The 25,014-nt window shown below is 64.4% G+C and carries 28 protein-coding genes; 14 read left to right on the forward strand and 14 right to left on the reverse strand.

Features of this window, described 5'->3' with window-relative positions:
• Positions 1-741: 741 nt before the first annotated feature.
• A complete protein-coding gene (locus L21_RS03545) occupies positions 742-1,767 on the reverse strand; it encodes a type II glyceraldehyde-3-phosphate dehydrogenase (protein WP_074369132.1) in 1,026 nt (341 codons plus the stop codon).
• Between the two features lie 282 nt (positions 1,768-2,049).
• Between L21_RS03545 and L21_RS03550 the strand changes: the two genes are divergently transcribed.
• Positions 2,050-2,634, forward strand: coding sequence for a GNAT family N-acetyltransferase (locus tag L21_RS03550; RefSeq protein ID WP_083608767.1), 585 nt, complete (start codon positions 2,050-2,052; stop codon positions 2,632-2,634).
• On the forward strand, positions 2,631-3,218 hold the full coding sequence (locus tag L21_RS03555) for a GNAT family N-acetyltransferase (RefSeq protein ID WP_074369134.1): 588 nt from the start codon (positions 2,631-2,633) through the stop codon (positions 3,216-3,218). Before L21_RS03550 ends, L21_RS03555 begins: the two co-directional genes overlap by 4 nt.
• 153 nt (positions 3,219-3,371) lie before the next feature.
• Here the strand turns inward: L21_RS03555 and L21_RS03560 are convergent, their stop codons facing one another.
• Complete coding sequence (locus L21_RS03560) at positions 3,372-3,581, reverse strand: hypothetical protein (RefSeq protein ID WP_074369135.1); 210 nt, start codon at positions 3,579-3,581, stop codon at positions 3,372-3,374.
• 67 nt (positions 3,582-3,648) lie between these two features.
• The gene (locus L21_RS03565; RefSeq protein ID WP_256712202.1) at positions 3,649-4,044 is read right to left on the reverse strand and encodes a DUF5661 family protein; all 396 of its coding nucleotides are present in this window, start codon (positions 4,042-4,044) and stop codon (positions 3,649-3,651) included.
• Positions 4,045-4,067: 23 nt separating this feature from the next.
• On the opposite strand from L21_RS03565, the gene L21_RS14385 reads away from it, so the two are divergent.
• Positions 4,068-4,433, forward strand: coding sequence for a KTSC domain-containing protein (locus L21_RS14385; RefSeq protein WP_256712204.1), 366 nt, complete (start codon positions 4,068-4,070; stop codon positions 4,431-4,433).
• A gap of 46 nt (positions 4,434-4,479) precedes the next feature.
• Positions 4,480-4,719, forward strand: coding sequence for a KTSC domain-containing protein (locus tag L21_RS03575; protein WP_074369137.1), 240 nt, complete (start codon positions 4,480-4,482; stop codon positions 4,717-4,719).
• Between the two features lie 12 nt (positions 4,720-4,731).
• Here the strand turns inward: L21_RS03575 and L21_RS03580 are convergent, their stop codons facing one another.
• A complete protein-coding gene (locus L21_RS03580) occupies positions 4,732-4,914 on the reverse strand; it encodes a hypothetical protein (protein WP_074369138.1) in 183 nt (60 codons plus the stop codon).
• Positions 4,915-4,938: 24 nt separating this feature from the next.
• Between L21_RS03580 and L21_RS03585 the strand changes: the two genes are divergently transcribed.
• Genes L21_RS03585 through L21_RS03595 form a run of 3 tightly spaced genes read left to right on the forward strand, consistent with a single transcriptional unit; the run spans position 4,939 to position 6,748 of the window.
• Positions 4,939-5,877 carry an ROK family protein gene (locus L21_RS03585; protein WP_074369139.1) on the forward strand — a complete coding sequence of 313 codons (939 nt, stop codon included), beginning with the start codon at positions 4,939-4,941 and terminating at the stop codon, positions 5,875-5,877.
• Positions 5,874-6,383 carry a dual specificity protein phosphatase family protein gene (locus L21_RS03590; protein WP_074369140.1) on the forward strand — a complete coding sequence of 170 codons (510 nt, stop codon included), beginning with the start codon at positions 5,874-5,876 and terminating at the stop codon, positions 6,381-6,383. The genes L21_RS03585 and L21_RS03590 overlap by 4 nt, the downstream gene beginning before the upstream one ends.
• Positions 6,380-6,748, forward strand: a complete 369-nt coding sequence (locus L21_RS03595; RefSeq protein WP_074369141.1) for a YigZ family protein — start codon at positions 6,380-6,382, stop codon at positions 6,746-6,748. The genes L21_RS03590 and L21_RS03595 overlap by 4 nt, the downstream gene beginning before the upstream one ends.
• Here L21_RS03595 and L21_RS03600 read toward each other — a convergent pair.
• The 3 genes from L21_RS03600 to L21_RS03610 form a co-directional block, all read right to left on the reverse strand.
• The gene (locus L21_RS03600; protein WP_074369142.1) at positions 6,738-7,130 is read right to left on the reverse strand and encodes a hypothetical protein; all 393 of its coding nucleotides are present in this window, start codon (positions 7,128-7,130) and stop codon (positions 6,738-6,740) included. The two genes, L21_RS03595 and L21_RS03600, sit on opposite strands and share 11 nt — an antisense overlap.
• Positions 7,131-7,408: 278 nt before the next feature.
• Positions 7,409-8,821, reverse strand: coding sequence for a hypothetical protein (locus L21_RS03605; RefSeq protein WP_083608757.1), 1,413 nt, complete (start codon positions 8,819-8,821; stop codon positions 7,409-7,411).
• On the reverse strand, positions 8,808-9,533 hold the full coding sequence (locus L21_RS03610) for an ABC transporter ATP-binding protein (protein WP_074369143.1): 726 nt from the start codon (positions 9,531-9,533) through the stop codon (positions 8,808-8,810). The genes L21_RS03605 and L21_RS03610 overlap by 14 nt, the downstream gene beginning before the upstream one ends.
• Positions 9,534-9,915: 382 nt before the next feature.
• On the opposite strand from L21_RS03610, the gene glgP reads away from it, so the two are divergent.
• The 3 genes from glgP (at position 9,916) to L21_RS03625 (ending at position 13,873) form a co-directional block, all read left to right on the forward strand.
• Positions 9,916-12,129: an alpha-glucan family phosphorylase gene (gene glgP / locus L21_RS03615; RefSeq protein WP_074369144.1), complete on the forward strand. Its 2,214-nt coding sequence runs from the start codon at positions 9,916-9,918 to the stop codon at positions 12,127-12,129.
• Between the two features lie 188 nt (positions 12,130-12,317).
• On the forward strand, positions 12,318-13,247 hold the full coding sequence (locus tag L21_RS03620; RefSeq protein WP_074369145.1) for a hypothetical protein: 930 nt from the start codon (positions 12,318-12,320) through the stop codon (positions 13,245-13,247).
• 5 nt (positions 13,248-13,252) lie between these two features.
• Positions 13,253-13,873, forward strand: coding sequence for a hypothetical protein (locus L21_RS03625; protein WP_074369187.1), 621 nt, complete (start codon positions 13,253-13,255; stop codon positions 13,871-13,873).
• On the opposite strand, the gene L21_RS03630 is transcribed toward L21_RS03625, so the two are convergent.
• The 3 genes from L21_RS03630 to L21_RS03640 form a co-directional block, all read right to left on the reverse strand.
• Positions 13,870-14,535, reverse strand: a complete 666-nt coding sequence (locus L21_RS03630) for a hypothetical protein (protein ID WP_074369146.1) — start codon at positions 14,533-14,535, stop codon at positions 13,870-13,872. The genes L21_RS03625 and L21_RS03630 overlap by 4 nt on opposite strands.
• A gap of 87 nt (positions 14,536-14,622) precedes the next feature.
• Entirely contained in the window at positions 14,623-15,123 is a 501-nt protein-coding gene (locus L21_RS03635) for a HEAT repeat domain-containing protein (protein WP_074369147.1), read from the reverse strand.
• A 146-nt stretch (positions 15,124-15,269) separates the two neighbouring features.
• Positions 15,270-17,153 (reverse strand): PAS domain S-box protein, encoded by a 1,884-nt coding sequence (locus L21_RS03640; RefSeq protein WP_074369148.1) that lies wholly within the window; start codon positions 17,151-17,153, stop codon positions 15,270-15,272.
• A gap of 221 nt (positions 17,154-17,374) precedes the next feature.
• Here L21_RS03640 and L21_RS03645 point away from each other — a divergent pair, with 221 nt between their 5' ends.
• Positions 17,375-18,112: an SAM-dependent methyltransferase gene (locus tag L21_RS03645; protein WP_074369149.1), complete on the forward strand. Its 738-nt coding sequence runs from the start codon at positions 17,375-17,377 to the stop codon at positions 18,110-18,112.
• A gap of 144 nt (positions 18,113-18,256) precedes the next feature.
• On the opposite strand, the gene L21_RS03650 is transcribed toward L21_RS03645, so the two are convergent.
• Complete coding sequence (locus L21_RS03650; RefSeq protein WP_178377678.1) at positions 18,257-19,084, reverse strand: cache domain-containing protein; 828 nt, start codon at positions 19,082-19,084, stop codon at positions 18,257-18,259.
• A 150-nt stretch (positions 19,085-19,234) separates the two neighbouring features.
• Between L21_RS03650 and L21_RS03655 the strand changes: the two genes are divergently transcribed.
• Positions 19,235-19,927: a DUF72 domain-containing protein gene (locus L21_RS03655; protein WP_074369150.1), complete on the forward strand. Its 693-nt coding sequence runs from the start codon at positions 19,235-19,237 to the stop codon at positions 19,925-19,927.
• A 268-nt stretch (positions 19,928-20,195) separates the two neighbouring features.
• On the opposite strand, the gene larC2 is transcribed toward L21_RS03655, so the two are convergent.
• The 3 genes from larC2 to L21_RS03670 form a co-directional block, all read right to left on the reverse strand.
• Complete coding sequence (gene larC2 / locus L21_RS03660) at positions 20,196-20,639, reverse strand: nickel pincer cofactor biosynthesis protein LarC2 (RefSeq protein WP_074369151.1); 444 nt, start codon at positions 20,637-20,639, stop codon at positions 20,196-20,198.
• The gene (locus L21_RS14060; protein ID WP_074369152.1) at positions 20,576-21,079 is read right to left on the reverse strand and encodes a hypothetical protein; all 504 of its coding nucleotides are present in this window, start codon (positions 21,077-21,079) and stop codon (positions 20,576-20,578) included. Before L21_RS14060 ends, larC2 begins: the two co-directional genes overlap by 64 nt.
• 255 nt (positions 21,080-21,334) lie before the next feature.
• Positions 21,335-21,826 (reverse strand): DUF367 family protein, encoded by a 492-nt coding sequence (locus tag L21_RS03670; RefSeq protein ID WP_074369153.1) that lies wholly within the window; start codon positions 21,824-21,826, stop codon positions 21,335-21,337.
• Between the two features lie 35 nt (positions 21,827-21,861).
• Between L21_RS03670 and L21_RS03675 the strand changes: the two genes are divergently transcribed.
• Positions 21,862-22,701 (forward strand): nucleoside 2-deoxyribosyltransferase, encoded by an 840-nt coding sequence (locus L21_RS03675; RefSeq protein WP_074369154.1) that lies wholly within the window; start codon positions 21,862-21,864, stop codon positions 22,699-22,701.
• Positions 22,702-23,276: 575 nt separating this feature from the next.
• Positions 23,277-24,953, forward strand: coding sequence for a PAS domain S-box protein (locus L21_RS03680; RefSeq protein WP_074369155.1), 1,677 nt, complete (start codon positions 23,277-23,279; stop codon positions 24,951-24,953).
• Positions 24,954-25,014: the final 61 nt, after the last annotated feature.

The following is a 25,014-nucleotide window of genomic DNA, read 5'->3' on the forward strand; positions in this document are numbered from 1 at the left end:
GCTCATTGTCATTTAATACTATGAATTCCATAGCACGACTATCTGTGGAACCATACTCCAAGTCTGCACCCTGAGTTGCCTGACGCGAAGATGCCAAATTTCGTTCCCCTGAATAGGATATGAATGTGGGGGGGCATGCTCGATGAAGAACAGATTCAGGATGAGGAATTACCCCAGGCATGCCCCCCTGTCTCCCCCTCGTAGTTGCTCCTGTAGCCCCCACCCCGCCCGCGCTTCGCGCTCCTCCCCCGCCCCGATGGGGCGGGGGCAGTGCGTGGCGATAGCCGATGGAAAGCCGTGCCCTCGGAGTGCGACCATCGGAGGTGACTGATGGGCTCCTATGCATCAAAATTCCTAAAATTAGGGGGCACGATGCACTAGTACCGCTGGCACCAACTCCATCATACAAACTTCATTCACTTTTTTGGCTTTTATTAAAAGCGGCTTTAATAGTGTATGGCTATGCTGAGCACCGTGGTATCCCTGTGAGAAGGAACACCTCAAGGTGAAACGGCAGGGAAGAAGTGCGCGACCAAATACCTCTGAGTATGTGCGCCGTCCATGAAGGAGATTCCTGCTTCGTCCCTGTCAGGGGGTATCGCCACGCACTGCCCGCCCCCTTGAGGGGGCGGGCGGAGCGCGAAGCGCGGGCGGTGGGGGTGTCTCGAACCTTCCGTTGCTTGAGGGTTGTCGCCCCCAGAAAAATTGTTTTTGCGAAGGGGAGTGCCTTCCGCTCTCCGTTCACCCGATAGCGACGAGACCGAGCGCTTCGTTGGTCATCCGGATGGACTCTTGTGGATCTTTTACTGTTCCCATCAGGGCGCGGATGCAGTCGATGTTCTCGGGGACGACATCGGCCTCCTGGTGGATCGCCTGGAAGCAGTAGAACTCCTTGCCGTCGAGCACCGAGACCGACTCCTCGAAGACCCCGTTCTCCCAGAGGTCCGTCCGCGGCCGGCCGAGATCCTGGGTGTACTCCCGGAGCTGGGCGTTGCTCTTGATCCCGGTGGCCTTGCGGATGAGCCCGATCCGGCTGTGGTCCTCAAAGACCTTCAGCACCTCTTCGCGGGTGGTCTCCTTCTTCAAGTCCATCTGGATGCTGTGCATGTGCATGAAGGTCGTCGGGACGATCATCGCGAGGGTGACGATGTTGATGTGCGGGAGGACGGTGTTGACGTCGGGACCGTGGTGGCTCGGGATGGTCGCCGGGTTGAGGACGATCGCGTCCACCGGGCCTCTCTTTACATCGTCGGGGTCCGCCGCCCGCCGGACCATCACCGCCCGGACCCGCGCGACGCCGAAGGCCTGGTCCAGAGCGTGGATGATCCGGACGAGCCCGGTGGAGTTGCACGAGACGACCCGGGCGAACTGGTGGTTTTCGGCCTCGCGGTAGTTCGCATGAGCGTTGAACGAGAACCCGGCGACCTCGTGATCCTCGCCGCCCTGAAAGATTGCCTTTTTGCCGAGGCGCTCGTAGATCGGTCGGTTCTTCTCGCCGACGCCGCCGGGGGTGGCGTCCACGACGATATCGGCGGCCTTGAGCATCGCCTCGACGTCGCCGGCGACCTCGATCCCGGCCTTCTCGAACGTCTCTCTCTTTGAAAGGTCCGCGATGTAGAGGGGGTACCCGCGCTCTTTTGCGATGTACGCCTCGGCGGAGACGCTCGTCTTAGAGACCCCGATAACTTCCATATCGGGCTGTTCGGCGACCGCATCGGCGACCCGTTTGCCGATGGTGCCGAACCCGTTGATTGCGACTTTGATCATGCAAGATGGAATACAGAACAAAAATTAATAAAGGTTGCTGGTTCGCAAATAGAAAGATTATTAGAAACTCTTATCGGAAACGGGCTCTTCTGGATACCGGCAATACCCTGAACTCCCCGCAAAAGGAGCGAACGGAACCTCAAGGTATAACCACGGCAGGGTTCGCGCGGGCCCGGGAACGCCAGGACGGTTCCTGCCGGCTCTCTTCTCCGCCCCCCTCCCCCCGGGCAGGGGCGCGGTGCGGCAGGACTTATATCCGATCGAGGCGATGGAGGTATGTTCATGGTTCAGCAGCCCGTCCTTGCAACCGACCGCCTGCTCCTGCGGCCGTATACCATGGCAGATGCCCGTGCGGTGCAGCGGCTTTGCGGAGACTACGCCGTCTCCGCGGCGACCCTTCTCCCCCACCCCTACCCGGACGGCCTCGCCGAGATCTGGATCGCATCGCTCAGTGAAGGCGCCGAACGCGGCGAGGCCGCGGCGTTCGCCGTCACCCTCGCACGGGACGGGACACTCATCGGCGGTACCCGTCTCCGGATCGAGACCGATCACGCCCGCGGCGAGCTCGGGTTCTGGATTGCGAAATACTGCTGGGGCCGGGGCTACGCCACCGAGGCCGTCCGTGCGGTGATCGAGTACGGGTTCTCGGCCCTCGGGCTGCACCGGATCCATGCCATGCACTTCTCCCGCAACCCCGCATCGGGCCGGGTGATGGCGAAGTGCGGGATGGTGCACGAAGGCCGGCTCCGCGGGCACATACAAAAATGGGGCATATACGAGGACGTCGATATCTGGGGGATTCTCAGCGCGCAGGTCGGTCTTACCGGAACGTATACTTCTCCGGTGCTGTCGGGGGTGCCCGTATGACCGGACAGCCCGTCCTTGCGACCGACCGCCTGCTCCTGCGGCCGTTCACCCTCGCGGATGCCCCGGAGGTGCAGCGGATTGCCGGCGACTACGATATCGCGTCCCGCACCCTCGATATACCCTACCCTTACCTCGACGGAGTGGCGGAGACCTGGATCGCCACCCTCGCGCCCGGATTCGGGCAGGGGGTCCAGATTGTCTACGCCGTCACCCGCCGCGGCGATCCGGGTCTCGTGGGCGCGGTCGGGTTCGTAGGGATCGACCACAGTCACGGGCGGGCGGAGCTCGGGTTCTGGGTTGCGAGGTCCTGCTGGGGCAAAGGGTATGCCACCGAGGCCGCCCGTGCGGTGATCGAGTACGGGTTTTCGGTCCTCGGGCTGCACCGGGTCTACGCCACGCACTTCTCCCGCAACCCGGCCTCGGGCCGGGTGATGGCGAAGTGCGGGATGGCGCACGAGGCGCATCTCCGGGAGCACGCGAGGAAATGGGGGGTCTTTGAGGACGTCGAGGTCTGGGGAATTCTCAGCGGCGATTGGCGGGAGCGGTGCACGGCCCCGGCGATCGGGGAGTGCCGGGAGCATTGAACCCGCGGGTTCAACCTTCGAGCTTCCGTCGTACGGGAAATTTATCAGTCCGCCTGCAGACGAAGATAGCAGGGGAATGTGGGCGAGGTTCGCCCCCCACTCTGTTATCGCCCCCGCCGAAGACTGCCCGCCTGTTTGAAGATCCCCGGGATCCTATCTCTCGAAAAAGACGGCGTAGCCCCGGCGCCCGCCTTCGGTGGCGGTTCTGAGGACGTGGACGTCCTTCTCCCGGCGCTCCAGTTGCTGGGCGTAGGTCTTTGCGGTCTGCTGGGTCTCGTAGAGCCGGTCGGCGTAGTACTCTCTTCCGTCGATGACCCGTCGCTGCCGTATCCCGATCCAATCGGCCCCTGACCTCCGATCCATGGTTTATCGTTGCAGCGGACGGGCGATAGTTGTTGCGCACCACTCCGCCGGGAGCGATAACCGGATTCTAAGGCGCCTGCGCCTTCTGTTCCGCCCAGTAAGCCTCCGCTTCCTCCTCCATCTCCTCGAGCCGGTCGTAGTAGTCCGGAAACTCGTTTAAGTGCGCAAGCGCTATCTTTGCCGTCAGGAAGAGGTCGTCGTCGGTGACGTTCGTCGCCGGGTCGCGGAGGCCGTGTTCGAGTTCCACGACCATGCCCCGCCGGAACTGTTCGACGTCGAACTCCTCCCAGGTGATGCCGAGGTGCGCGCCCATCGCCCTGGCTTCGTCCGCGGTTACGTCTCTTCGTGCCATGTGGGTCTCGGGGAAGTGGGTCTTCGAGGTTATGAGCCTGACGGTGGCGTGAGACGGACGGGTCGAAGCCTCCTTCTCGCCCCGGCGAGCACGATACCTGCGGAGAACCATGTTTCGCCCCGGTTGTTCTCTTCATGGTCGCCTGGACGGCCGGGGTGCTCGCGTTGCTCACCCTTCTCGCGCTCGCGGCGTTCGCAGCCTTCATCACGGCGGCGCAGGTCTCACCCCATCACCGCGCGGCGGGTGCCCCGCAACTCTTATCCCCACACCGCCCGTTACCTCCGCCCATGCAGCGCCAGACCGTCGAGTCCACCAACATAAAATCGGTCGGCTACGACCCGGAAGACGAGGTTCTGGAGGTCGAGTTCCACAGCGGCGGGGTCTACCATTACGTCGGGGTGCCGCCCGACGTCTACGAAGGAATGCTCGCGGCGCGGTCGAAGGGCCGGTATTTCGGCGACTTCATCCGGCTGCGCTACCCCTACGAGAAGGTCCGGTGAGACCCGCCGCAACCGCTATCATCTTCGCCCGCCACAACCCGCCCGTATGTCCCGACAGTCAGCCGGACGTTCCGGCGCAGTACGGTCGGTCGGTTACGACCCGACGACGAAGGCGCTCCTCGTCATCTGCGAGAGCGCCGATGCCTATCGCTACGCCGGCGTTCCAAAAGAGGTCTACGACGCCCTCCTCGCGGCCCCGTCGAGGGAGCGGTTCGTTCGCGAGTCCATCGAGGGCAGGTACCCGCGGGAGAAGTATCCCTGCATGATGGTGGGGGAGGAGATCTGACGCAAACCCCCCTCACCGTTCGCGTCCCTGGAACTCCTCGAACGCCGCGAGGCACCGCCGGTCGTCCGGGCTTGCGGGGGTGAGAGAGCGGGTGCCGGGTGCGTCGTTCGCGGCCGTGGGCCCACTCTCGGATCCGCCGTCCCGGAGAAAGCAAGGTTTATCCCGGTAGTTCGCGTAATCCGAGAAGGAGAGCATCTGCTGCCCTGAGGAGTGACCCCTATGACGACCGTGATTACCGTTGACCTCGGCGGGACCAACCTCCGCGCCGCCCTGGTTGGCTCCGACGCGACCATACTCGCCTACGGCGCCGTCCCGACGCCGACTACCGGGCCGTCAGGGGAGGTGATCACCGCCGCGATCGCCGCCCGGGTGGAGGCACTCCTCGCGTCGCCGGAGGGGAGTGGGGCCGCGGCCATCGGCGTCGCATCGGCCGGGCCGCTGGACCCCGGCCGCGGGTGGGTCGTCGACTCACCGAACATCGCGTTCCCGGTCGTGGAGATCGTCGAGCCGCTCCGGGAGCGGTTCGGGCTGCCGGTCACGCTCATCAACGACGCCCGGGCCGGCGTCCTCGGCGAACGGTGGGCGGGCGCCGCCCGCGGCTCCGATAACGCCGTTTACATCACCCTCTCGACCGGCATCGGCGGCGGCGCGGTGGTGAACGGCCGCCTGCTCTTAGGGATGAACGGGAACGCGGGGGATATCGGGCATATCCCCGTCGATACCTGTTACAACCTCGTCTGCGGGTGCGGGTTTGCCGGCCACTGGGAGGCCTACGCCTCAGCAAAGAACATCCCCGGGTTCTTTGCGGCGTGGCGGGAGGCAGCCGGCGTCCGGCAGGTAGCCTTCGACCCCTCCTCCACCCGGGCGATCTTCGAGGCGGCCCGGGCGGAGGACCCGGTCGCCCTTGCCTTCATGGAGGCGCTCGGGGAAGTGAACGCCCGCGGGGTCTCGGCGGCGATCGTCGCCTACAACCCCGAAGTGATCGTCTTCGACGGGCCGCTCGCCCGCTACTATGGAGATATCGTGATCCGGCATATGGAACCGTTCATCGACCGCTACCTCGCCCTTCCCCGGCTCGTCGTCTCCGAACTTGCAGGGCGGGCGCCGCTTCTCGGGGCGGCGGCGTACGCGCTGGAGGCGACGGGGGCGGGACGATGATCGAGATCTATCCGAACCTCTACGTTGGGACGCAGGAGGACTACGAGGTCGCGGTGGAGGCGCACGAGACCTGGTGCGTGGTGCATGCCTGCCGGAGCCCCTACCACTGCCTTGCGGTCACCTACTCACCCCTTGAGACGGTGCCGCCGGATCACCCCGAGCACCTGGTCGCCCGGCGGGGGAACCGGCTGATGCTCAACCTGGTCGATACGCGGGACCCCGACGACATCCCGAAGGAGGCGATCGATGCGGCCCTCGCCTTCATCCACCGGTGCCTCGGGGCGGGCCGACCGGTGCTGGTCCACTGCGGGTTCGGCGTCTCCCGGTCGGCGGCGATCGGGCTCCTCTACCTCGCGGCCTACACCGACGTCCTGCCGACGGAGAGGTTCGTCGACGCCGAAGAGGCCTACCGTACGATATACCCGCCCTACAAACCCGGCCGGGGGATCCGGGGTTTTCTTATGGCGCACTGGGAGGAGTACGCGAGGAGGCGGGTGGCGGCGTGACCGCGGAGCCTCTCGGCACCGCCGCGACCGAGGTCCGGCGGTCGCGGTTCTACGCGCACCTCTACCAGATCGAGAGGCCACAGGACGTCGCGGCGGTTCTCGCCGGCCACCGGAAGGCCTACCGGAAGGCCGCTCACCACTGCGCCGCCCTCCGGTGCGGTGCCCTTGAGGAGTTCAAGAACTACGGCGAGGTCGGCCGGCCGGGAAGGATCCTCCTCGACGTGCTGCGCAGGCACAGCCTCGGGAGCCACGCGCTGGTGGTCTCGCGGATCTTCGGGGGCGTCCTCCTCGGCCCGGGCAACGTCGGGCGGGCGTTCCGCGATGCCGGGGAGGCGGCGATCCGCGAGGCGGGGGTTACCCCGTGACGAGAACCTGCTGTCGGACGGTCGGGATGCCCGCGGGGAGGATTGCCGAGACGGGAGCGAAGGCGGCAGTTCGGGCAAGGACGGCCCGGAGCGCCGCGGCCGGCACCGTGTAGCGCTCGCCGGTGACGAGTTTGAAGACGACCGCCTTCCCCGTCCGCGACCGCTCCGCGCGGCCGACCGTATCCCCGAGAACCGGGCCCCAGTCGTCGCGAAGGAGCCCGATCCGGGCGGGGCACCGGCCGCCGAGCATCTGCTGGAGCTCGCCGACCCTGGCGCCGAACCGCCGGCCGTCGAGGGCGATCTCGACGATACGGCAGGGTCTTCCCCATTCGTCGACGGCGGCGCACCTGCTGTTCTGGAGGTAGCCTGCTCTCTCTAGCATACTCCCGGGGTCGCCCGCAGGGGTTTAAAAACCGCGCCGTGCGGGGGGTGAAAGTGAGATACTCTTCATGAACCGGGAGCCAGGTTGCCGGGTATTATTCCTGCCATACCCTGTCGCTCATGCGACATGGCGAAATTCGCGTGAGGAGGGATCTCGCTGCTATTCCTCCACCGTTCACGCGAAGGCGCGAAGAGGGAGTCATCAACACCCCGCTGGACTTCGCGTTCTTCGCGTCTTCGCGCGAGTATCTCTTCTTACTCCCCAAAAATCCGGTTGCGTCAGTACGTCGGCATCTCCCACGCCTGCCACCTCGTCCGGGCGCGGGCGAGGAGGAACGCCGCGGGCGCGACGAGGAGGAGGCTCAGGGCCGCGTACGCGGGGTCGACGATCGAGGCGAAGATCAGGAGCAGGAGCGCCGGGCTTATCGCGAGGAGGTAGCGGAGGAAGACCCAGGCGTGATAGAGCATCACGTTCGGGTGGAGCCCCGTGAGGTAGACCGTCACCGCGAGGGTGTAGGCCGAGACCGAGGCGAACGCGGCAAGTGCCGGGAGGAACGTCCCCGCACCGCCGGATGTCGCCGCCGCGAGCACGAGCACCCCGAGCGGGAGGAGGTTTGCAAGCGCGTAGCTCTTCAGTTTTGCGTCGATCACCTCCGAGATCTCCACCGGCAGGAAGGTGTAGGAGGTGAAGGAGTCGAACTCGGTCAGCCAGTTGTAGATGGTGGCCGATATCACCCCGAGCAGAACCGCAAAGACCACGAGGGGATCGACCCCCGGGATGAACCGGATCAGGACCTGAAGGCAGACCCAGACGAGGCCCAGGGGGAGGAGGAACGAGAAGATAACCTTCCCGGCACCGCCTTCGCTGCGGAGGAGGTCGAGGGCGTCCTTCGCGATGAAGTGCGCGCTCCCGAGTCCGCGGAGTCTCCCCGCGAGAGGATCGAGGCGGTTGGTAAACCGCTTCGTCCGGTCGGGGTAATCGACGGTGACGAAGAGGACCGAGACGGCTGCCGGCACCAGGATGAGGAGGAGCGAGAGCGCGAGCGGTTCCGCGGCGGGGTCGAGGAAGAAGGCGTAGGGGGGGAGGACGGCGGAGACGGTGATCGCCCCGAGGCGGAATGCAGCGATGGCCGCAACCGCAAGCACCGCCGCCGTTCCGGCGAGGAGCGCGACGGAGCGTGCGTAGAGGGTCGAGAGGAAGCAGACGGCGGAGAGCCCGAGAAGGAAGGCAAGCGCGAGAGAGACGAACGCGAGGAGCCCCAGAGCCGGGTCGAGGCCGGTGAACGGCGTCGCCGCGGTGAACCCGGCGGCAAAGGGAAGGACGTAGAGCAGGATGTAGTAGACGGTATCCTTTACGAGAAACGCAGCGAAGATCCGCCGTTCCGAGACCGGGAGGCTCCGGGAAGCGTAGGCGATGAGGCTTGCCTGCCCGAACCGCCGGTTCATGAACTCCCGGCCCATGAGGCCGAACGATCCCACCATCACGCCCATGAGCATGAAGAGAGTGTGGATGAGGAGCGCGACCACGTCGTACGGAAAGACGTCTGCAAAGATCGGGAGGGTGAGCGCCCCGAAGAACGCGAAGACTGCGATGACCGCCGGGAAGAGCGCGAAGCCGAGGCTCCCGAAGATCGTCGAGTGCATCCGCCACTCTTCCTTCATCATCGCGCGAAAGAGATCAGGCACCGGCATCGCCCCGCACCAGGTCGAGGAAGAAGGATTCGAGGTGCCTGCCCGTCGCGACGAGGTCTTCGACCGGGCCGGAGTGGAGGAGCCTGCCGTTGTGGATGATCCCGATACGGTCGCAGATCTCCTCGGCGATCTCGAGGATGTGGGTGGAGATGAAGACGGTCCCGCCGCCCTGGACGTACCCCGTGAGGAAGTCTTTGACCGTCCGCTGCATGATGGGGTCCAGGTTGATCAGCGGCTCGTCGATGAGGGCGAGACGGGGCTCGTGGAGGAACGCCTGCGCAAACATCAGTTTCTGCCGGGTGCCCCGCGAGAGATCTTTGCAGAGGACGTCCCGCTTGTCGCGAAACTCCAGGAGGTCGAACCAGCGGTCGCACCGTTCGTCGACGGAGTCGAGGTTTCGGATGCCGGCCACGAAGTGGAGGTACTCCTCCGCGGTGAGGAAACTCGGCGGCGTCTCCTGCTCGGGGATGATCCCGACGAGCCCCCGGACGCCGATGGGATCGTTCGCCGGATCGAGTCCCATCACCCGGGCCGATCCTGCCGTCGGCGGAATCTGCCCGGTCAGCATCCGGATCATCGTCGTCTTCCCCGAACCGTTCGGCCCGAGCAGGCCGAAGAGCTCCCCCTCCGTGACAGAGAACGATACCCTGTTCACGGCGGTGACGTTGCCGTAGTTCTTCGTGAGTTCGGTTGCCTCGATCATCTGTCGCATGCAGGTTACGCTCCTTTCGGGTCTTCTTGAAGGAAGATCGGTAAACGGCGCATATAATACCTTTCAATGTTCGTTTTCCATCGTGAGGCCGTATCCGCAAAAATAAGTATCCCATCCGCGCCGTCCTTCCGCTATCACCCCAAAGACCGCGAGAGGCGGTCTACCTCCCGCTCCCTCTGCCGCGCCGGGGTAAGGATAGATATACGTATCCCGGTCCGTTACCGGAATCCATGGACGAACAGGAACGGTATGCGCGTGCGGGGAGGCGTGTCGAGGAGATCCGGGAGTTCATGGAGCGCGAAGAGCGGCGGTGAGCCGGTTCCTGCCCGACCATCACCCGTGACAGAAGCACTTATCAGGTGCTACAGGTAATGCCGGTCGAATGAAGACGGAGATACCTTATGACCGGTTCGCCCACGTTCCGGAACGGATCTTCGGGCTGGTCGACCTCGCGTACAACCTCTGGTGGAGCTGGCACTCCTCGGCGAGCGTGCTCTTCAAGATGCTGAACCGGGCGGAATGGAAGATGAGCCGCCACAACCCGGTCAGGATGCTTCTCGACACCCCGCCGCGATTCTTCGAGCGGGCGGCGGCAAACCCGGAGTACCTCCGCCGCTACGACATCATCATGCACCGGTTTCACGAGTACATGACGCCGGGGACGAGCTGGTTTGCACAGCACTATCCCGGGCGGACCCCGCTGACGATAGCCTACCTCTCAAGCGAGTTCGGGCTGCACCACTCGCTCCCGTTCTACGCTGGAGGGCTCGGGATTCTCGCGGGCGACCACGTCAAGGCGTCGAGCGATCTCGGCGTGCCGACGGTCGCCGTCGGGTTCATGTACGCCGAAGGCTATCTCCACCAGCACATCGAGGCGAACGGGTGGCAGAAGAACGTCGCGGAGATCCTGGACCGCGACGCAGCCCCGGTTCTCCGGGTGCTCGGCGACGACGGAAAGCAGCTCGTGGTGCAGGTGCCCCTGATCGACCCGCCGATCTACGTCGCGGTCTGGAAGGTGCAGGTAGGAAGGGTCCCCCTCTACCTCCTCGACACCCATATCGATGAGAACCATCCCGAGAACCGGAACATCTCTCATCGCCTTTACTTAAAAGAGCTCGAGTGCCGGCTCCGGCAGGAGCTGGTGCTCGGCATCGGCGGGAGGAAGGTTCTCCATACCCTCGGCGTGGAGTATTCGGCGATGCACCTGAACGAAGGGCATTCGGCGTTTGCCCTCCTCGAGCGGCTCCGCGAGCGGCTCGTGGCCGGGATGCCCCCCGATGAAGCGCGCGAACAGGTCCGGGGCACCTCGGTCTTCACCACCCACACCCCTGTGGCGGCCGCCCACGACGTCTTCCCCGAGGACCTGATGGCGAATTACTTCCGGAGTTACTGCTCGTCGCTCGATCTCTCCTGGGACGGGTTCATGGCGCTCGGCGACGACCCGCATAATCCGGGCGCCGGGTTCAACATGACCGCCTTTGCGCTCCGGATGACCCGGTTCCACAACGGTGTCTCCAAAAAACACGGCGAGGTCGCCCGGGAGATGTGGCAGCCCCTCTGGCCCGACCTCCCTCCCGAGAAGGTGCCGATCGACGCCATCACGAACGGCGTTCACGTGCCGACGTGGCTGAACCATCGGATCGAGGCGCTCATCGACCGGTACATGGATCCGGTCTACCCGAACTGGCGGGAGGATTACGACAACCCGATCATCTGGGAGGTTGTCGACGAGATCCCGGACGAAGAACTCTGGCGCGAGCACCAGTGGCTGAAGATGAAACTCTTTGCCCGGATCCGGGATCGGAAACGCCGTAAATGGGCGAGGCACCGGAATGAGCCTGCAAACCTCGCAGCCGAGGGGCTCATGCTCGACACCCCGGCGCTGACGATCGGGTTCGCCCGCCGGTTTGCCGAGTATAAGCGGGCGGATCTCATCTTCGAGGACCTGGACCGGCTCGATCGAATTGTGAACAACCGCTGGAGGCCGGTACAGTTCGTCTTCGCCGGGAAGGCCCACCCGGCCGACGAGCGGGGCAAGCGGATCCTGCAAACGATCTACCAGTACTCGCAGGATCCACGGTTCGGCGGCCGGATAGCGTTTGTAGAAGACTACAACGAGCAGCTTGCGCGCTACATGGTTCACGGCGTCGATGTCTGGATGAACACCCCCGTCCCGCTGATGGAGGCGAGCGGCACGAGCGGGATGAAGGCGGGGATGAACGGGGTGCTGAACCTCTCGGTTCTGGACGGCTGGTGGGTCGAGGGCTACAACGGCAGGAACGGATGGGGTTTCGAGGGCCACGCGACCGCCCCGGGGGGTAACCGGGCCGATGCGGAGACGATCTACGACCTCATCGAGAACGAGGTTGCGCCGCTTTACTACTCGCGGACGATAAACGACGTCCCGCACAAGTGGGTCCGGATGATGCGGGAGTCGATAAAGAGCGTCGCCCCGCAGTACTGCTCTCTCCGGATGCTCAAGGAGTACGTCACCCGGTACTACCCTTCGGTCTGCAGGTATGCGGCCGGGCCGGGAGAGCAGCTGGCCGGGCTTGAGGGGGTCTGCCCTCCGGAGCCCGCACCCAGAATGAGATGATGCGGAACCGGCGCCTCCTCCGCCGGCCGGTTCCGGCAGGACGGCACCCGGAGGCTGTTTGCCCTCCCCTCTCTTGTATCCTCTATTAACTCATTTCGGAACGAACCTCACCCCGAGCAGAACAGTTAACGTTTTTTAGCGGTAGATAGCAAACATCTCTACCGGAGGCCGTTGTTCGGGATTCTGCTATGGAGTGGAAGGACGTTATCCCGGTCATCGCGGGTGCGGTCGTGATCCTGGTCGTCGCCCTCGTAGTGAAACCCGCTCTCCTCGGGGAGCCGATCGGCAGTCCTCCCGTATACATCCCGCCCGCGCCGGTACCGACGCCGACGCCTTTCCCGGAGGACGGTGAGGTCTCCGCCCGGAATTTCCGGTGGACGGCGATCGACGGCGGCGTTCAGACGACAGAGGTCACGGTTCCGGAGGCGCTCTTCCTTGCGCACCGGGGAACCCCGCGGTTCAGCGACTATACCTCCTGGGGGAGGTATGCGCTCGCGGACGCCGACCGGCCGGTCCTCGAGGATCTCGCCCGCCGGATCGCGCCCCCGAGCGCCAACCCGGACGAAGGCTACTTCCGGCTGATGAACCTCGTCTTCTTCGTCCAGCAGATCCCCTACGATAGGGACGACAACACGACCTCCTACATCGAGGGCGTCCTCCCCCGCCACGCCATGTACGTGAAGGGCGGTGTCGAGTATCCGAAATACCCCGTCGAGATGCTCGTCGACGGGAGGGGAGACTGTGAGGATGCGGCCATCCTGATGGCGGGGCTCCTCGACGCCCTCGGCTACGACACGGTGCTGCTCCGATACTCGGATCATATGGCCCTCGGCATCCGGATGAACGAGTTCAACCCCTACTACGCGAAGTACACGCCGAGGTACTTCACGTATGGGGGGCGACACTACTACTACGTCGAGGGGACGGATTTTGAGTGGAGTAACGTCTCGGTCGGCTCCACGGCGATCCGGGGAAGACCGCTGGCCATCGGGGACGCCATCGGGACGGGTCTCCCGAGCGTGCAGTCCGAGACCCCAGAGATCGTCCCGCTCCGCTACATCCCCGTGCCGGGAGAATACCGCATCCGTCCGGCGCGTCTGCCAGCGGGGGGAGCGTGATGGGCATGGATCCCGATAGCCCCGAACCATCCGGCGGCCTGAAGATCCCTAAACTCCCGGACCTGAAGATCCCGAAACTGGCCGTCGACCGAAGGAAGGCTCTTACCGCCGCCGGGGTGGCGGTTGCCGCGATAGCGGTTCTTCTGGTCGGGGGGGTGCTCGCTATGAGTTACACCGAAGGTCAGCAGGTTGCGGCGTTCGAAAGCCACGTCGCGGCGTCGGAGGCCGATATCTTCCTGGTTTACGATAAGATCTCCGCGCATATCCGCACCCCCACAAACGACCTCTCGGTTGCCGAATGTGACGCCCATGCCCGGGAACTTGCGGCAATCGCGAGGTACGGCAGAGACGTTACGGCTTACCACCGCCAGATCGTCGCGGCCGACGCCGTCCCGGAAGCCTACGCCGGAGCGCAGTCGGCCTACGTCCGGGCGCTCGACAACCTGAACCGCGCGTTCACGCTCTGGTCGTCGGCCGCGGGCGCCTACGAGATGCATGATTACTTCGCAGCAAACCGGAACATCGGCGAAGCAGACAGTGCGTGGCGGGCGTACGCCGCCGCGATCACCGATTACGATCGGGAGCTCCGCGCCGCAGAAGAGGGGGCGGAAGTTCCTCCCGCCTAGACGAGGTACTTCTCCGGGACGGAGATGGTGATCTTGAAGGATTCCAGCGATTCCGAGCGGGTGACGAAGTAGTAGTCGTCGTACCCTTCCCGGATGAGGAACGTCTTCCCCTTTTCTACGGGGTTGTTTCGTGTAGCGTTGCTCTCGACATGGAGGATATCGCCCCGGAAGTATCGGATCTCCTCGACGAGCCGGTTCGGGTCGTCGGGATCGCGGATCTCCACCACGAGCCAGGGGTAGTCGGTTCCCGCCTTTGCGCTCACGGTGGCCGCCCAGTAGGGGAACGGGATATGGTAGACCTCGGTGGTGAGAACGCGGCGCCCGTAAAGACCGTCATCGCAGGAGATCACCGCATACTCCACCATCTTTTCGGAGACGCGGATGTCGTTAGGCGGTTTCATCATCGTCGTCGTGGGCGTCGGGGTCATCGAGAGGTGGTAGGTCGCGGGGTCGACGAATCCCACGCTCTGCGGCTGATCCTTCCCGCGGGGCGGCACGTGCGGCGTTGGGGCCGGCTGGCTCCCTCCCACCGCCTGCACCTCCGTCGGCGCGGGTGTCTGGGAGACCGGTTGCGCATCTGCGGTATCCTCTTCGGCCGTGCAGCCTCCGGCTATGACGGCTGCTGCAAGGAGGATCAGGACGAGGATTTGGCGCCCCTGCATACTGATCTCTTGTTTGCGGGCTCTATTAGAAGTTATCCATCAATGCCGCTCCAAACGACGACCAAAAAAAGTACCCCGAGGGGGGCCTCACGTCCCCTCGAAGGCCTCCATGGCAAGGCCCCGGAACCCCGCGCCCGACCGCTCGAACTCCTTCTCCACTTCGGCGATCCCCGCGGGGTCGCCGAGTTTCAGCAGGGCCGCGGCGGTCAGGGCGCGGCAGCACTCGGACCGGCTGGTCCGGAGGGTGCCGACCAGTGGGTCGACCGCTCTCTGGTCGCCGATCTCGGCAAGCGCCCAGATCGCCGGGTTCTTGATCGCGTCGTCCGCGACGAGCACAACCCCGATGAGCGGTTCCACGGCTTCTGTTCCGGCGCGGGCGAGCGCCATCGCCACGGTCCAGCGTGCATTGCTGTCGACGGCAAGCAGCGCCCGCACCAGCGGCTCGACCGCCGGAGCCCCCATGGCCCCGAGGGCACTGATGGCCTGCAGGCTGGTGTAGGTGTCGCCGTTGAGCATGGCGTACATCAGCTCCCGGGTCTCCGCGTTGCCCTCCTCCTGTGCCTCTCTCCTCTCAATAGTCTTCTGCATCTCTTCACCCCCTTGGGCAGATGCGGAGTGTCTCCGGGGAACAATAAGCCTTTACGAACCAGAATTGCCGGGCAGTACTGTAGATCGGTACTGTCGGGCATAGGCTTTTATACCCTCTGGGGTTGGCGGGGGTCACCCTGTGGCGCTCAAGTTACTGCCCTTCGGCCAGTAACTGCCGCCATCATCCCGATCACCCTGCCGCCTTCGGCCACAATCGGCGTCCCGAGGAGATCCGCCTGGAACTTCTCGCCGCCGTTCCGGAGGCCGGTCTGTTCGCCGTGCCAGGATCCGCCGCCGAGGACCATCCGGACGATCCCCCGCATCTCGTCAGGACGTTCCCAGAACCAGGAGAAATCTGAGCCCTGAACATCTTCCGGGGCCGGGTAGCCCCAGAGATCGAGGTATGCGGCGTTCGCGTAGGTCACCACCCCGTCCGGATCGAGGAGGGCGACCGCCCGTCGGGTGGAGGCTATCGCCCGGTCCTTGATGAGGAGTTCCTGCTCACGCCGCCGCAGGTCGGCGATATCCGCGACGAGGAGACGATAGGCACGGACCTCCTCGGTGATGTCCTCGCAGGTCGAGTACTCTGTCCCGTCGCAGAGGGTGACGGTGCGGGAAAGAACCGTCTTCCTCGACCCGTCCCGGCACCGGACAGTAAACGTCCGGGGCCTGACCTGGCCCGGAACCGAACGTTCGAGATCCGATCGCCAGGCACCGAGGGCCTCCTGCCGTGCCTCTTCATCCGGAAAGATCAGCCGGGTCCACTCTGTGACCGTGGGCACCTCGTCCGGGCCGTAGCCGAATATCTCCACGAATCTCTGGTTGACGTAGCTGAATCGCTTCTCGCGGTCGATGAGCGCGACCCCGAAGGGGGACGAGTCGACCATGTTCCGGAACCGGGCCTCGCTCCGCTGGAGTTGCTCGGCGGTCTCGCGCCGGGCAAGCGCGATGGACGCCTGCCGGACGAACGACTCAACCGTCTCCCGGCTCTCGACCTCTCTTCCGGGAGGAAGGAAGACGCCCGCAATACCGTAGAGGCGATCCTGCCAGACCAGCCCCGTGAGGCAGATCTTCTCGATATCGAACCGTTCGAGGATCGCCTTGCAGATCTCTTCCGGGATCGCCCGAAAGCAGAGGTCGTAGAACGACCACGAGGATGGTTCGGGGCGGAGGACGAAATCCCGGAGGCCGCGCAGCGATAGGGGAGTCTGGTGATAAGGGGCGTCGAAGGCGCGGGTGGCCGGGAAGGCCAGGTTGACGGGGTCCCTTCCCAGGAGTTCCGTGAGCCCCTCCCGGAATTCTTCACCCGCGACCGCCCGGATGGCGAACTGGTGGTCGGCCTCGCTGTAGGAGAGGATATAGGCGTATCCACCCGGCACGAGTTCCCGCAGCCGGTCGAGGATGTAGCCGTAGATATCCTCCACCGGCTGGAGGTCGACGAGGTCGATCGCGGTCCGGGCGAGGAACGCCATGTTCTGGAGATATCGTTTCTGCTCGGTGATATCCTCGAGGACGAGCGTGCACCCCTTTTCTCCGCCCTCGAACGTCGTCGGGATCGCCTGCATACGATAGAAGGACTCCCTGCCGGTGTTATGCCGGTGGCAGATGTCGGTGATCACCTGCTCCCGCTTGAGTTCCTCGACGACGGCGAGGGCTTCGGGGGAGGAGACGACCGGAAGGGCCGCTTCCCGGAGGTTCTGGCCCACAAGTTCCTCTTTTGCGCGCCCAAACCTTCTCAGGCACCGATCGTTGGCCTGAGCTATCGTGAGGTCGGCATCCAGAACCAGGATCAGGTTCTTCGTGAAGCAGAGAAACGCCGAGAGGGGTATGCGTTGCGCGATGGAATAGACCTTGGCGTTGCCGACGATCCGGGCCTCGACATGGCCTTCCGCCTGCAGCACCTCAAGGTGCTTCGAGACCGAGTTCCGGTTTGCCCCGAGGGCCTTCGCGATCTCGGTGATCGTCATGCCCTTCGGCCGGAACTTGAGGGTCCTGAGGACGCTTCCGGGGATATCCCGTTCCGGCTGCATACCGTATCCTCGGTGCTTTACCTCCCGGGATGCTATATACGTTTTTCCCTTGTGATGGACCTGCATCCCCGGCAGATCGGGTCCCCTCTCCAGGGGCGGACCGCACTTCCGGAGCACGGGTGGTCGTCGATGGGCGTGCAGACCGCGAGAGGGCCGGTTATGTGCAGGGATTTATGCGGGAAAGGCGTAACCTGTATGACGGGCCCGGAGGACCGCCGATCATGGAGCAGAACGAACTTGTCAGCATAACCCAGGGAACGCTCGCGATCATGAACCCCACGACGCCCGAGAAGGTGCTTGCCGCAGGAAAGGCGGCCGGGCTCAGGGAAGGCTCCCGCGTCGTGGAGGTCGGATGCGGGAACGGGACGATCCTCGGCCTCTGGGGGCGCGAATACGGGATATCGGGCCTCGGCATCGAGGCCCGGGAGGATGCCTGCCGGCGGGCCGAAGAGGCGTTCCGGGCGGGGGGGCTTCGCGACCAACTCCGTGTCCGGTGCATGGATGCCCGGGAGTACGTCCCCGACGGTCCGTTCGACTGCGCCGCCTCGATCGGGGCCTCCCACATTCAGGGTGGCTTTTCGGCGACGCTCGACGCGCTGCTCGACCTCGTCCACGATGAGGGGACCATCGTCGTCGGCGACCGTTACTGGCGATCCGATCGCGTCCCGCCGGAGTTCGCCCGGGAATGGCCCGATATCCCGACCGAGTACGAGATCCTCGGCACCGTGCGGGATGCGGGGCTCGACGTCGCCGCCGTCGTGCGGTCGGGCGCGGACGACTGGGATCGCTACGAGTCGGGGATCTGGCAGTCGGTCATCTCCTGGCTCGCCGAGCACCCCGATCACCCCGACCGCGACTTCATGATCGATTATTTCCACCGCATCCAGGACGAGTACTTCGGCTACGGTCGCGAGCATATGGGCTGGGCGTTCTACGTTCTGGTGCCGGGGTTTTATTGAGCGGCTTAGAATAGGAAGGCTCCGGTTACGTATCGGCGAACAGCTCTCCGCCCGGGAGATAGCCGGAGTTGAGCCCTCCGGCACGTCGTCTCGCCGGAACCGGACAGGGGTGGCGGGTGCTGCCGCCGCCAGTTCCAGGCCGGCTCATGCCGCCGTCTCTTCCGCATCCGGGTTTTGCGTGACGACGACGCGCCATTCGGTTCCGTCGATGCCGGCGGTCCCCCATACCGCCTCTTTCGTCACGGTCTGCGCCCAACCCGTGTCCCAGAACGAGTACACGAGCGACCCGGAAGGCTCGGCGGCGATACGGGAGAACGCGTCCTGGAGTGCCGGGGACCGGTATGCGGGGTCCGAGAAGAGGTTCTTCCCGATCTCTTCGGGCGTCGTGTCGTAGATCACGAGCCCGTCGGTCTGCGTCACCCAGATATCATAGGGGGAGCCGTTCGTCGGGGGCGCGACCGCCCGGCCGATGAGGGCGTCGGGACGGTAGGCGATGCTCACGAACCCGAGGTATTCCCCGCCCTTTCCAAAGACCGGATAACTCTGCGCAACCCCGGCGTATCCCTCTGCAAGAGGGAAGACCTCGCTTACGAGCGGCACCCGCTCCCGAACCGCCCGCGCGGTCTCCAGGTGGGACGAGATGTCGCTCCCCACCGTGCCGGCGTAGCTGTCGGGCACGGCCATGGCCACGATGCCGTCTTTCGTCACCACCAGGGTCGACTCCGTATAGGGGTGGTTCAGCATCGCCTGCCGCACCGCCTCATTCCCTGCGGCGCTCGTGAGCCCGGCCTCGCCGAGCACCCGGGCACTCTCGCCTGCCGAGGTTCTTACCGACGCGAGTTCGCCGTTTATCCCGGCGACGGCCTCCTGGAGAACCGCCTCCCCCGGAGGCGGCCGGCTCTCTTCCATGCAGCCCGCCCCGAGCGCCGCGACGGCGATGAGAAGGGCGGCAATACCTGCAGTTATGCGCATAATCGAAGATATGCTGGAATATTATTAAATATGCTAAGTTTTCGTGGGACTGTTTGTGAAAGGGGATTCAACGGTGCCCCTGCCGATCCCGGGAGCGTCTTCGGCTGCGGCCGGAAAGATTGTAATGCCCGATCGCCGAAGTCCCCCGGCATGGAGGTTCACGTCGGGACGAGCGGATGGGCGTATGCGTGGAACCGAGGAAGGAGCCTTGCGTGGTTCGCGGAGCACTCGGGTCTCGATGCCGTCGAGCTGAACGCGAGTTTCTATGGGTTCCCGTCGGAGAAGTCCGTCCGCTCGTGGGCCGCTACAGGGTCGATGCTACGGTGGAGCGTCAAGGTGAACCGGTCGATCACCCACCGGCACCGGTTCAACGAGAAGGCCGTCCCTGTCTGGGAACGGTTTTACGAGAGGTTTCTTGCGCTCGACGATCTCGTCGACTTCTACCTCTTCCAGGCTCCGCCGGCGTTCGCGGACGTCGGTCGCCTCGTTGCGTTTGTGGAAGCGATCGATCTCGGGGCGCGGTGTGCCGTGGAGGTCAGGAATCCTGTGGTGCTCGGCGACGACGAGGCGTGCCGGAGGCTGCAGGAATCGGCCGTCCTGGTCTCGGTCGACTCTCCCGATTTCTTGGAGCGGGTATTTCCCGGCGATATCGTCTACTTCCGGATGCACGGCCGGGATGGCTGGTACCGGCATGACTACACAGAGGACGAACTCGCCGCTATCCGGGCTCGGATCGTCGCCGCCGGTCCTGAGCGAGCGTACGTCTTCTTCAACAACGATCATGCGATGCTCGAGGATGCGAGAGTAATGGTGCGCCTCTTCGACCGGCTGCCTTCCGGTTGACGACAGAAAATGCCTCTCTTCCTCGACTAATGTCGGTATTTCACCTTTTTCATCATCCTGTGCCCCAATGCGGAGACTTTTTCCGGAATGTCGGACGGTTCAAAAGGTTTTCGACGAAATGGGGTGGAAACAGGGGTCAATTGACGATACGAAATAGAATTGTATAAATATCGCATGGATCATCTAATATCTTGGGGAACTATTACCCCGGTGACATGAGAGAACTGTAGACGCGAGTGGAGCGTCTCCCGGTGGGAGACGTTTGCACTCACTCGTCGCGTGCGGCGTTTGCTGCATTTGGGCGGTCGGGTGGGCATCCACCCCCTGCACCCCCTCTAATGGTTGCGCGTTCTCTTTTCCATTCCGATATGCGTAGCCTGACCTCCTCGTCCACGAATCGGAGGGGAATGCCCTCTTCCCGCGCTATCGCGGAGAGGTCGTCGTATTCGGGTTTCTCTGCGATAAGGCGGCCGTTCACCGTCGAGGTCTTCACCCGGATAGGGTACACCCTGCCGCCGAGACTGACCGGCACCGTCTCCTTCTCCCGGACGGCCACCACCTTCCGGAACTCGTGCACCCGCACCCCGAGCGTCCCGGTCTCTTCCATGAGAACCCGGATCAGGCGGTCTTCCTCTCCTGCCGCGGCCATCACCGATACGACGTTGACCGGCCGGTTCTTCTTCCCGAGCGCCGGGGTGACGAAGACGTCCACCGCCCCCTCGGCAAAGAGGCGCTCGTCCGGTCGCCGCCGGCGTGCATTCGGGCGATGGCGCCGAGTTTTCGGTTCCCGAGCGGGACTCCGGCACGGGCGCAGCTCCCGGAGAAGCAGGCGAGCGTCGCGACGATCAGGGCCGCGTTCGCCGGTTCCGCCCCGCCGCGTTTCGCTTCACCCGCCGCCCTCCCGATGACCGAGTCAAGCGGCAGGTGAGGGGCCGAGGCGTCGACTACCGTCATGTTCATGAGATGCATCTCGGGTGCGCCGATGGTGCAGAAGATGTCTTCCGCGAGTGAGTTCGCCGCGGCAAACGCGGGGATGACGAGCGCCCCGTGTCCCCGGGTCGCCGCCTCCAGCTTGTCGACGGTCATGTAGTCGGGCTTGAACGTCACGGCATGGGCCGCGGCAAGGAGCGCCCTCTCTCGTTCGGTATCCATGATCCGGTAACCTCCTGTTCCTCGGACGCGGGATGGAGGCTCCCGGCATAAAAACGTGCCGCCCCGGGGAGGGGGCGGAGGTTTCGGTTACATTCCGGGGCTTTCAGGCTGCAACGATAGACACCTGGCTTTCATCAATTCACGCGAAGCCGCGAAGAACGCGAAGGGGTTCGTCAACAACCACACGGACTTCGCGCCTTCGCGCCTTCGCGCGAGACTCCATTGCAATGTATCCCCCGGTCAACCCGGAGTGCATCATATATACAGCGCCTGGAGAGCGATGACCTCGGCGCTGTCTTTTGCCCGCGCGTAGTCCTCGAGGGGGTCGGCGTTCACCTCGAGGAACCGGAGCCCCCACCCGAACGCCGCGAGAACGTCATGCGCCTGTTCCTTCTCGCCGAGGATGTAGAGGGTTGCGGCCATCGCCTCCACCGAGGTGAGCCGGAACGGGCGGCCGAAGTTCACCGGGTTTGCGGCGACAAGGAAAGGAAGGGCCCGGCGGTTGCGCCAGGAGGCGACGGTGCCGGTATCGAGCACTTCCCAGGAGCAGTCGAGCGCGGTTATCGAGGGGAGGTCCCGGTCGGCGGGGGAGACCGCTTGCTCCGCCGTCGGGTCGAGGAGGAGGGTCGAGCGGGGGATCTTTGCGATGCTCGTGACGATCCGGACAAGCCCGCGCCGGGCGAGTTTCTTCACCGTGCATTTCCGGGGGTCGCAGGTGTCGTCCCGGTAGGCGTAGAGCGATATCATCTGTCTTGTTATGGTACGCCGTCGAGATACTATCAATGTACGTGCTCATCGCGCCCTGCATACAGAATCCCGCGTACCGCGCCCGCGGAATAACGACCGATGAGGACATCCGCTGCTTTCGTCGGGCGGTCGAGCGCTGCCGGCGCTTCTCGGTCGAGATGGTTCCGCTCCCCTGCCCGGAGACGATCTACCTCGGCGCCGACCGCTCCCCGGGCTCGTTCGTCGAGCGGTTCGCGACCGATGAGTTTAACGCGCTTCTCGACCGGCTCGAGGCGGAGGTCCGTGCTGCGATACGGGAGCGCGGAGAGCCGCCGCTCGCGATCGTCGGGGTGGACTCCTCCCCGACCTGCGGGGTGAACGCCACCTACTACTCGCCGGAGAAACAGCCCGGGCGCGGAGCGTTTCTCGCCCGGTTCCCGGAGATCCCGGCGATCGACGTGAAGGAGTTCGCCCGCTACCGTGTTTACCTCGCCGCCCCCCTCTTCTCGGAGGCTGAGAGGACCTACAACCTCGCGCTCCAGGAACTCCTTGAAGCGCACCTCTTCGACGTCTACCTCCCCCAGGAGGTGGGGGACACGAGCCACACCCGGTGCCGGGAGGAGCACCGGGCCATCTTTTCGCAGCACACTGCGGCGCTCCGCGACGTCGACACCGTCGTCGCCGTCATCGACGGCGCGGACGCCGATTCGGGAACCTCGTGGGAGATGGGGTACGCGTATGCCCTCGGAAAGAAGGTCGTCGCGCTCCGCACCGACTTCCGGACCGCCGGCCGCCACGAGCGGGTCAACCTGATGCTCGAAGAGTCCGCGACCGTGGTCACGAAGAAAGAAGATCTCCCCCGGGCGCTCGGGTCGTTTCTTACGGCGTCATCCTGACGCCGGCCGCGTCTTTCTCATCGAAAGGACGTTCTTCCCATCCTGGCGTAAGTTATGCTGTCTTTCTTGGTGATCTCAGCATACCCGCTCATTTAACGAATTTTTCGTTCTGATAAAGGGATAGATGCCGCTCTCTTTTTTCGGACGTCTTGCAGAGAGCAAAAAAGAGGTATTTTATGGTGTGTGATAACCATGCGGTGCCTGCGGGGAGTCCCGGGGCGGTTGTGCCATCCGCCCCGGTGCCGCATGCCGCCGTGCCGGTATGAGTGTTTAGAGAGGTGTGCCTGTCTGCACCGGGTCTCTTCCGGTGCATCGTGACGTTGATGCAGTCAGTGTGGCGAATGTTCCGTTCACCGATCCCAGCCGTTCTTGTGCCGGCCCGGGCCCGCCGTGCCTGTGCGGTCCGGGTTGTCGGAGAGATTCCCCGTCTCTCGACTCTGGGGATCATATGTTGACCAGTCGAGTATTTATGGTTTTCTGCTATTGCCTTGCATTGAGATGTGGCGTTATGTGTAGCGACATGACATGCAGCACTGCAAAACCCTATATCTCCCGGCGCGAAACACTGTTTGCACATGGATCCCACTACCGACGCACTCCCTCTCCTGCTTCGAGCCCTGAAAGAGCATCCGCGTGGCATGTCGGTCTCCGATCTTGCCGCCGCCGTCGGGATCAACCGAAACACCGTCTCCCGGTACCTCGACATCCTCCTGGTATCGGGTCAGGTGGAGATGGAGACCTACGGGAAGGCCAAGGTCTTCTACCTCTCGCAGAGGGTCCCCATCGCCGCCATGCTCAACTTCTCGTCGGATCTCGTGCTGGTGCTCGACCGGGACCGCCGGATCGTCCAGGCTAACGACGCCGTCTGTTCGTTTGCAGGGAGGGAGCGAGACGATATCATCGGGAACTCCATCGAGACTTCGCCGCTCGCCGCGTTCGACCACCCGCTGATACGGAGCCGGATCACCGACGCCCTGGGCGGCCGCGAGGTCACCGAAGAACTCCGGTTCCTGCGGCACGACGAGGAACTCTTCTTCCGGATCAAATTCCTCCCCACCGTCTTCAACGACGGAACGCCGGGCGTCACCATCATCCTCGATGAGATCACCGAGAGCCGGCGGGCGGAGGAGGCCCTGCGCGAGAGCGAGCTCCTCTTCAGAAGTCTCGTCGAGAACATCAGCGACCTGATCCTGAACGTCGACGAAGCCTGCACGTTCACCTACGTCAGCCCGAAAAGCCGGGAGTTCCTCGGCTACGCACCCGAGGAGATGCTTCGAAAGACCGCGTGCGACTTCATGCCCCCGGAGAAGGCGGAGCCGGTCAGGAAGCAGTTTGCCGCACTCCTCGCCGATCCGAGACCGCGAGTCCTCTTCGAATGGACGATGCTCCATCGGGACGGGAGCCCTGTCGTCCTCGAGGTGAGCGCAACACCGGTCTACGACGTTATCGGCGACTTCACCGGCTACCGGATGGTCTGCCGCGACGTCACCGAACGGGCGCGTGCCGCAAAACGGGTGGCCCAGTGGAAGTCGTTCCTCTACTCGGTGGTCAACAACATCCCGAGCATGGTCTTTGTCCGGGAAGTGGAGGGGAACACGTTCGTCTTCTCGAACAAGGCCGCCGAGACGTTCCTCGGGATGACGCAGGAGGAGATGGTGGGAAAACGGGCCGCGGAGATCTTCCCCCCGGAGATGGCGGCCTTCTTCGCCGACGGGGACCGGGAACTCGTGGAACGGGCGGCCGCCCTGGAGAAGGAGATCCGGATCCCGGGCGGGCGGACGCTCTCCGCGAAGAAGATCCCGATCTTCAGTTCAAAAGGCATGCTGAAGTATATGCTCGGGATCGCCGAGGACGTCACCGATCGCGCCGCCGCGGAGATTCACCTGATCGCCGAGCGCGACCGGGCGCAGGGATACCTGGAAGCGGCGGGCGTGGTGATCGCGGTGATCCGGGCGGACGGCACCATTGATCTCGTCAACCGGAAGGCGAGCGAGGTCCTGGGATACTCCGAGGGAGATCTCGCAGGAAAGAACTGGTTTGCAACGGTCGTCCCCGAACGGCTGCGCAACCGGCTCGCGCAGAACTTCAGCCGTCTCGTGGCCGGCGGTGCCGAGCCTCCGCCGTTCGAGGAGAGTCCGGTCGTCACGCGGGACGGGCGGGAGCGGCCGATCCTCTGGCACAACGCCCTTCTGCGGGACGCGGACGGCAACGTCGTGGCGATGGTGAGTTCCGGCGAGGAGATCGCGGAGTAGCCGTTTTTCCCGTGGAAACGCGCTCATCGTGCGGGACCACCAATCTCTTCCGTACCGGTGT

The sequence above is a fragment of the Methanoculleus chikugoensis genome, assembly GCF_900095385.1.
Lineage (GTDB): Archaea > Halobacteriota > Methanomicrobia > Methanomicrobiales > Methanoculleaceae > Methanoculleus > Methanoculleus chikugoensis_A.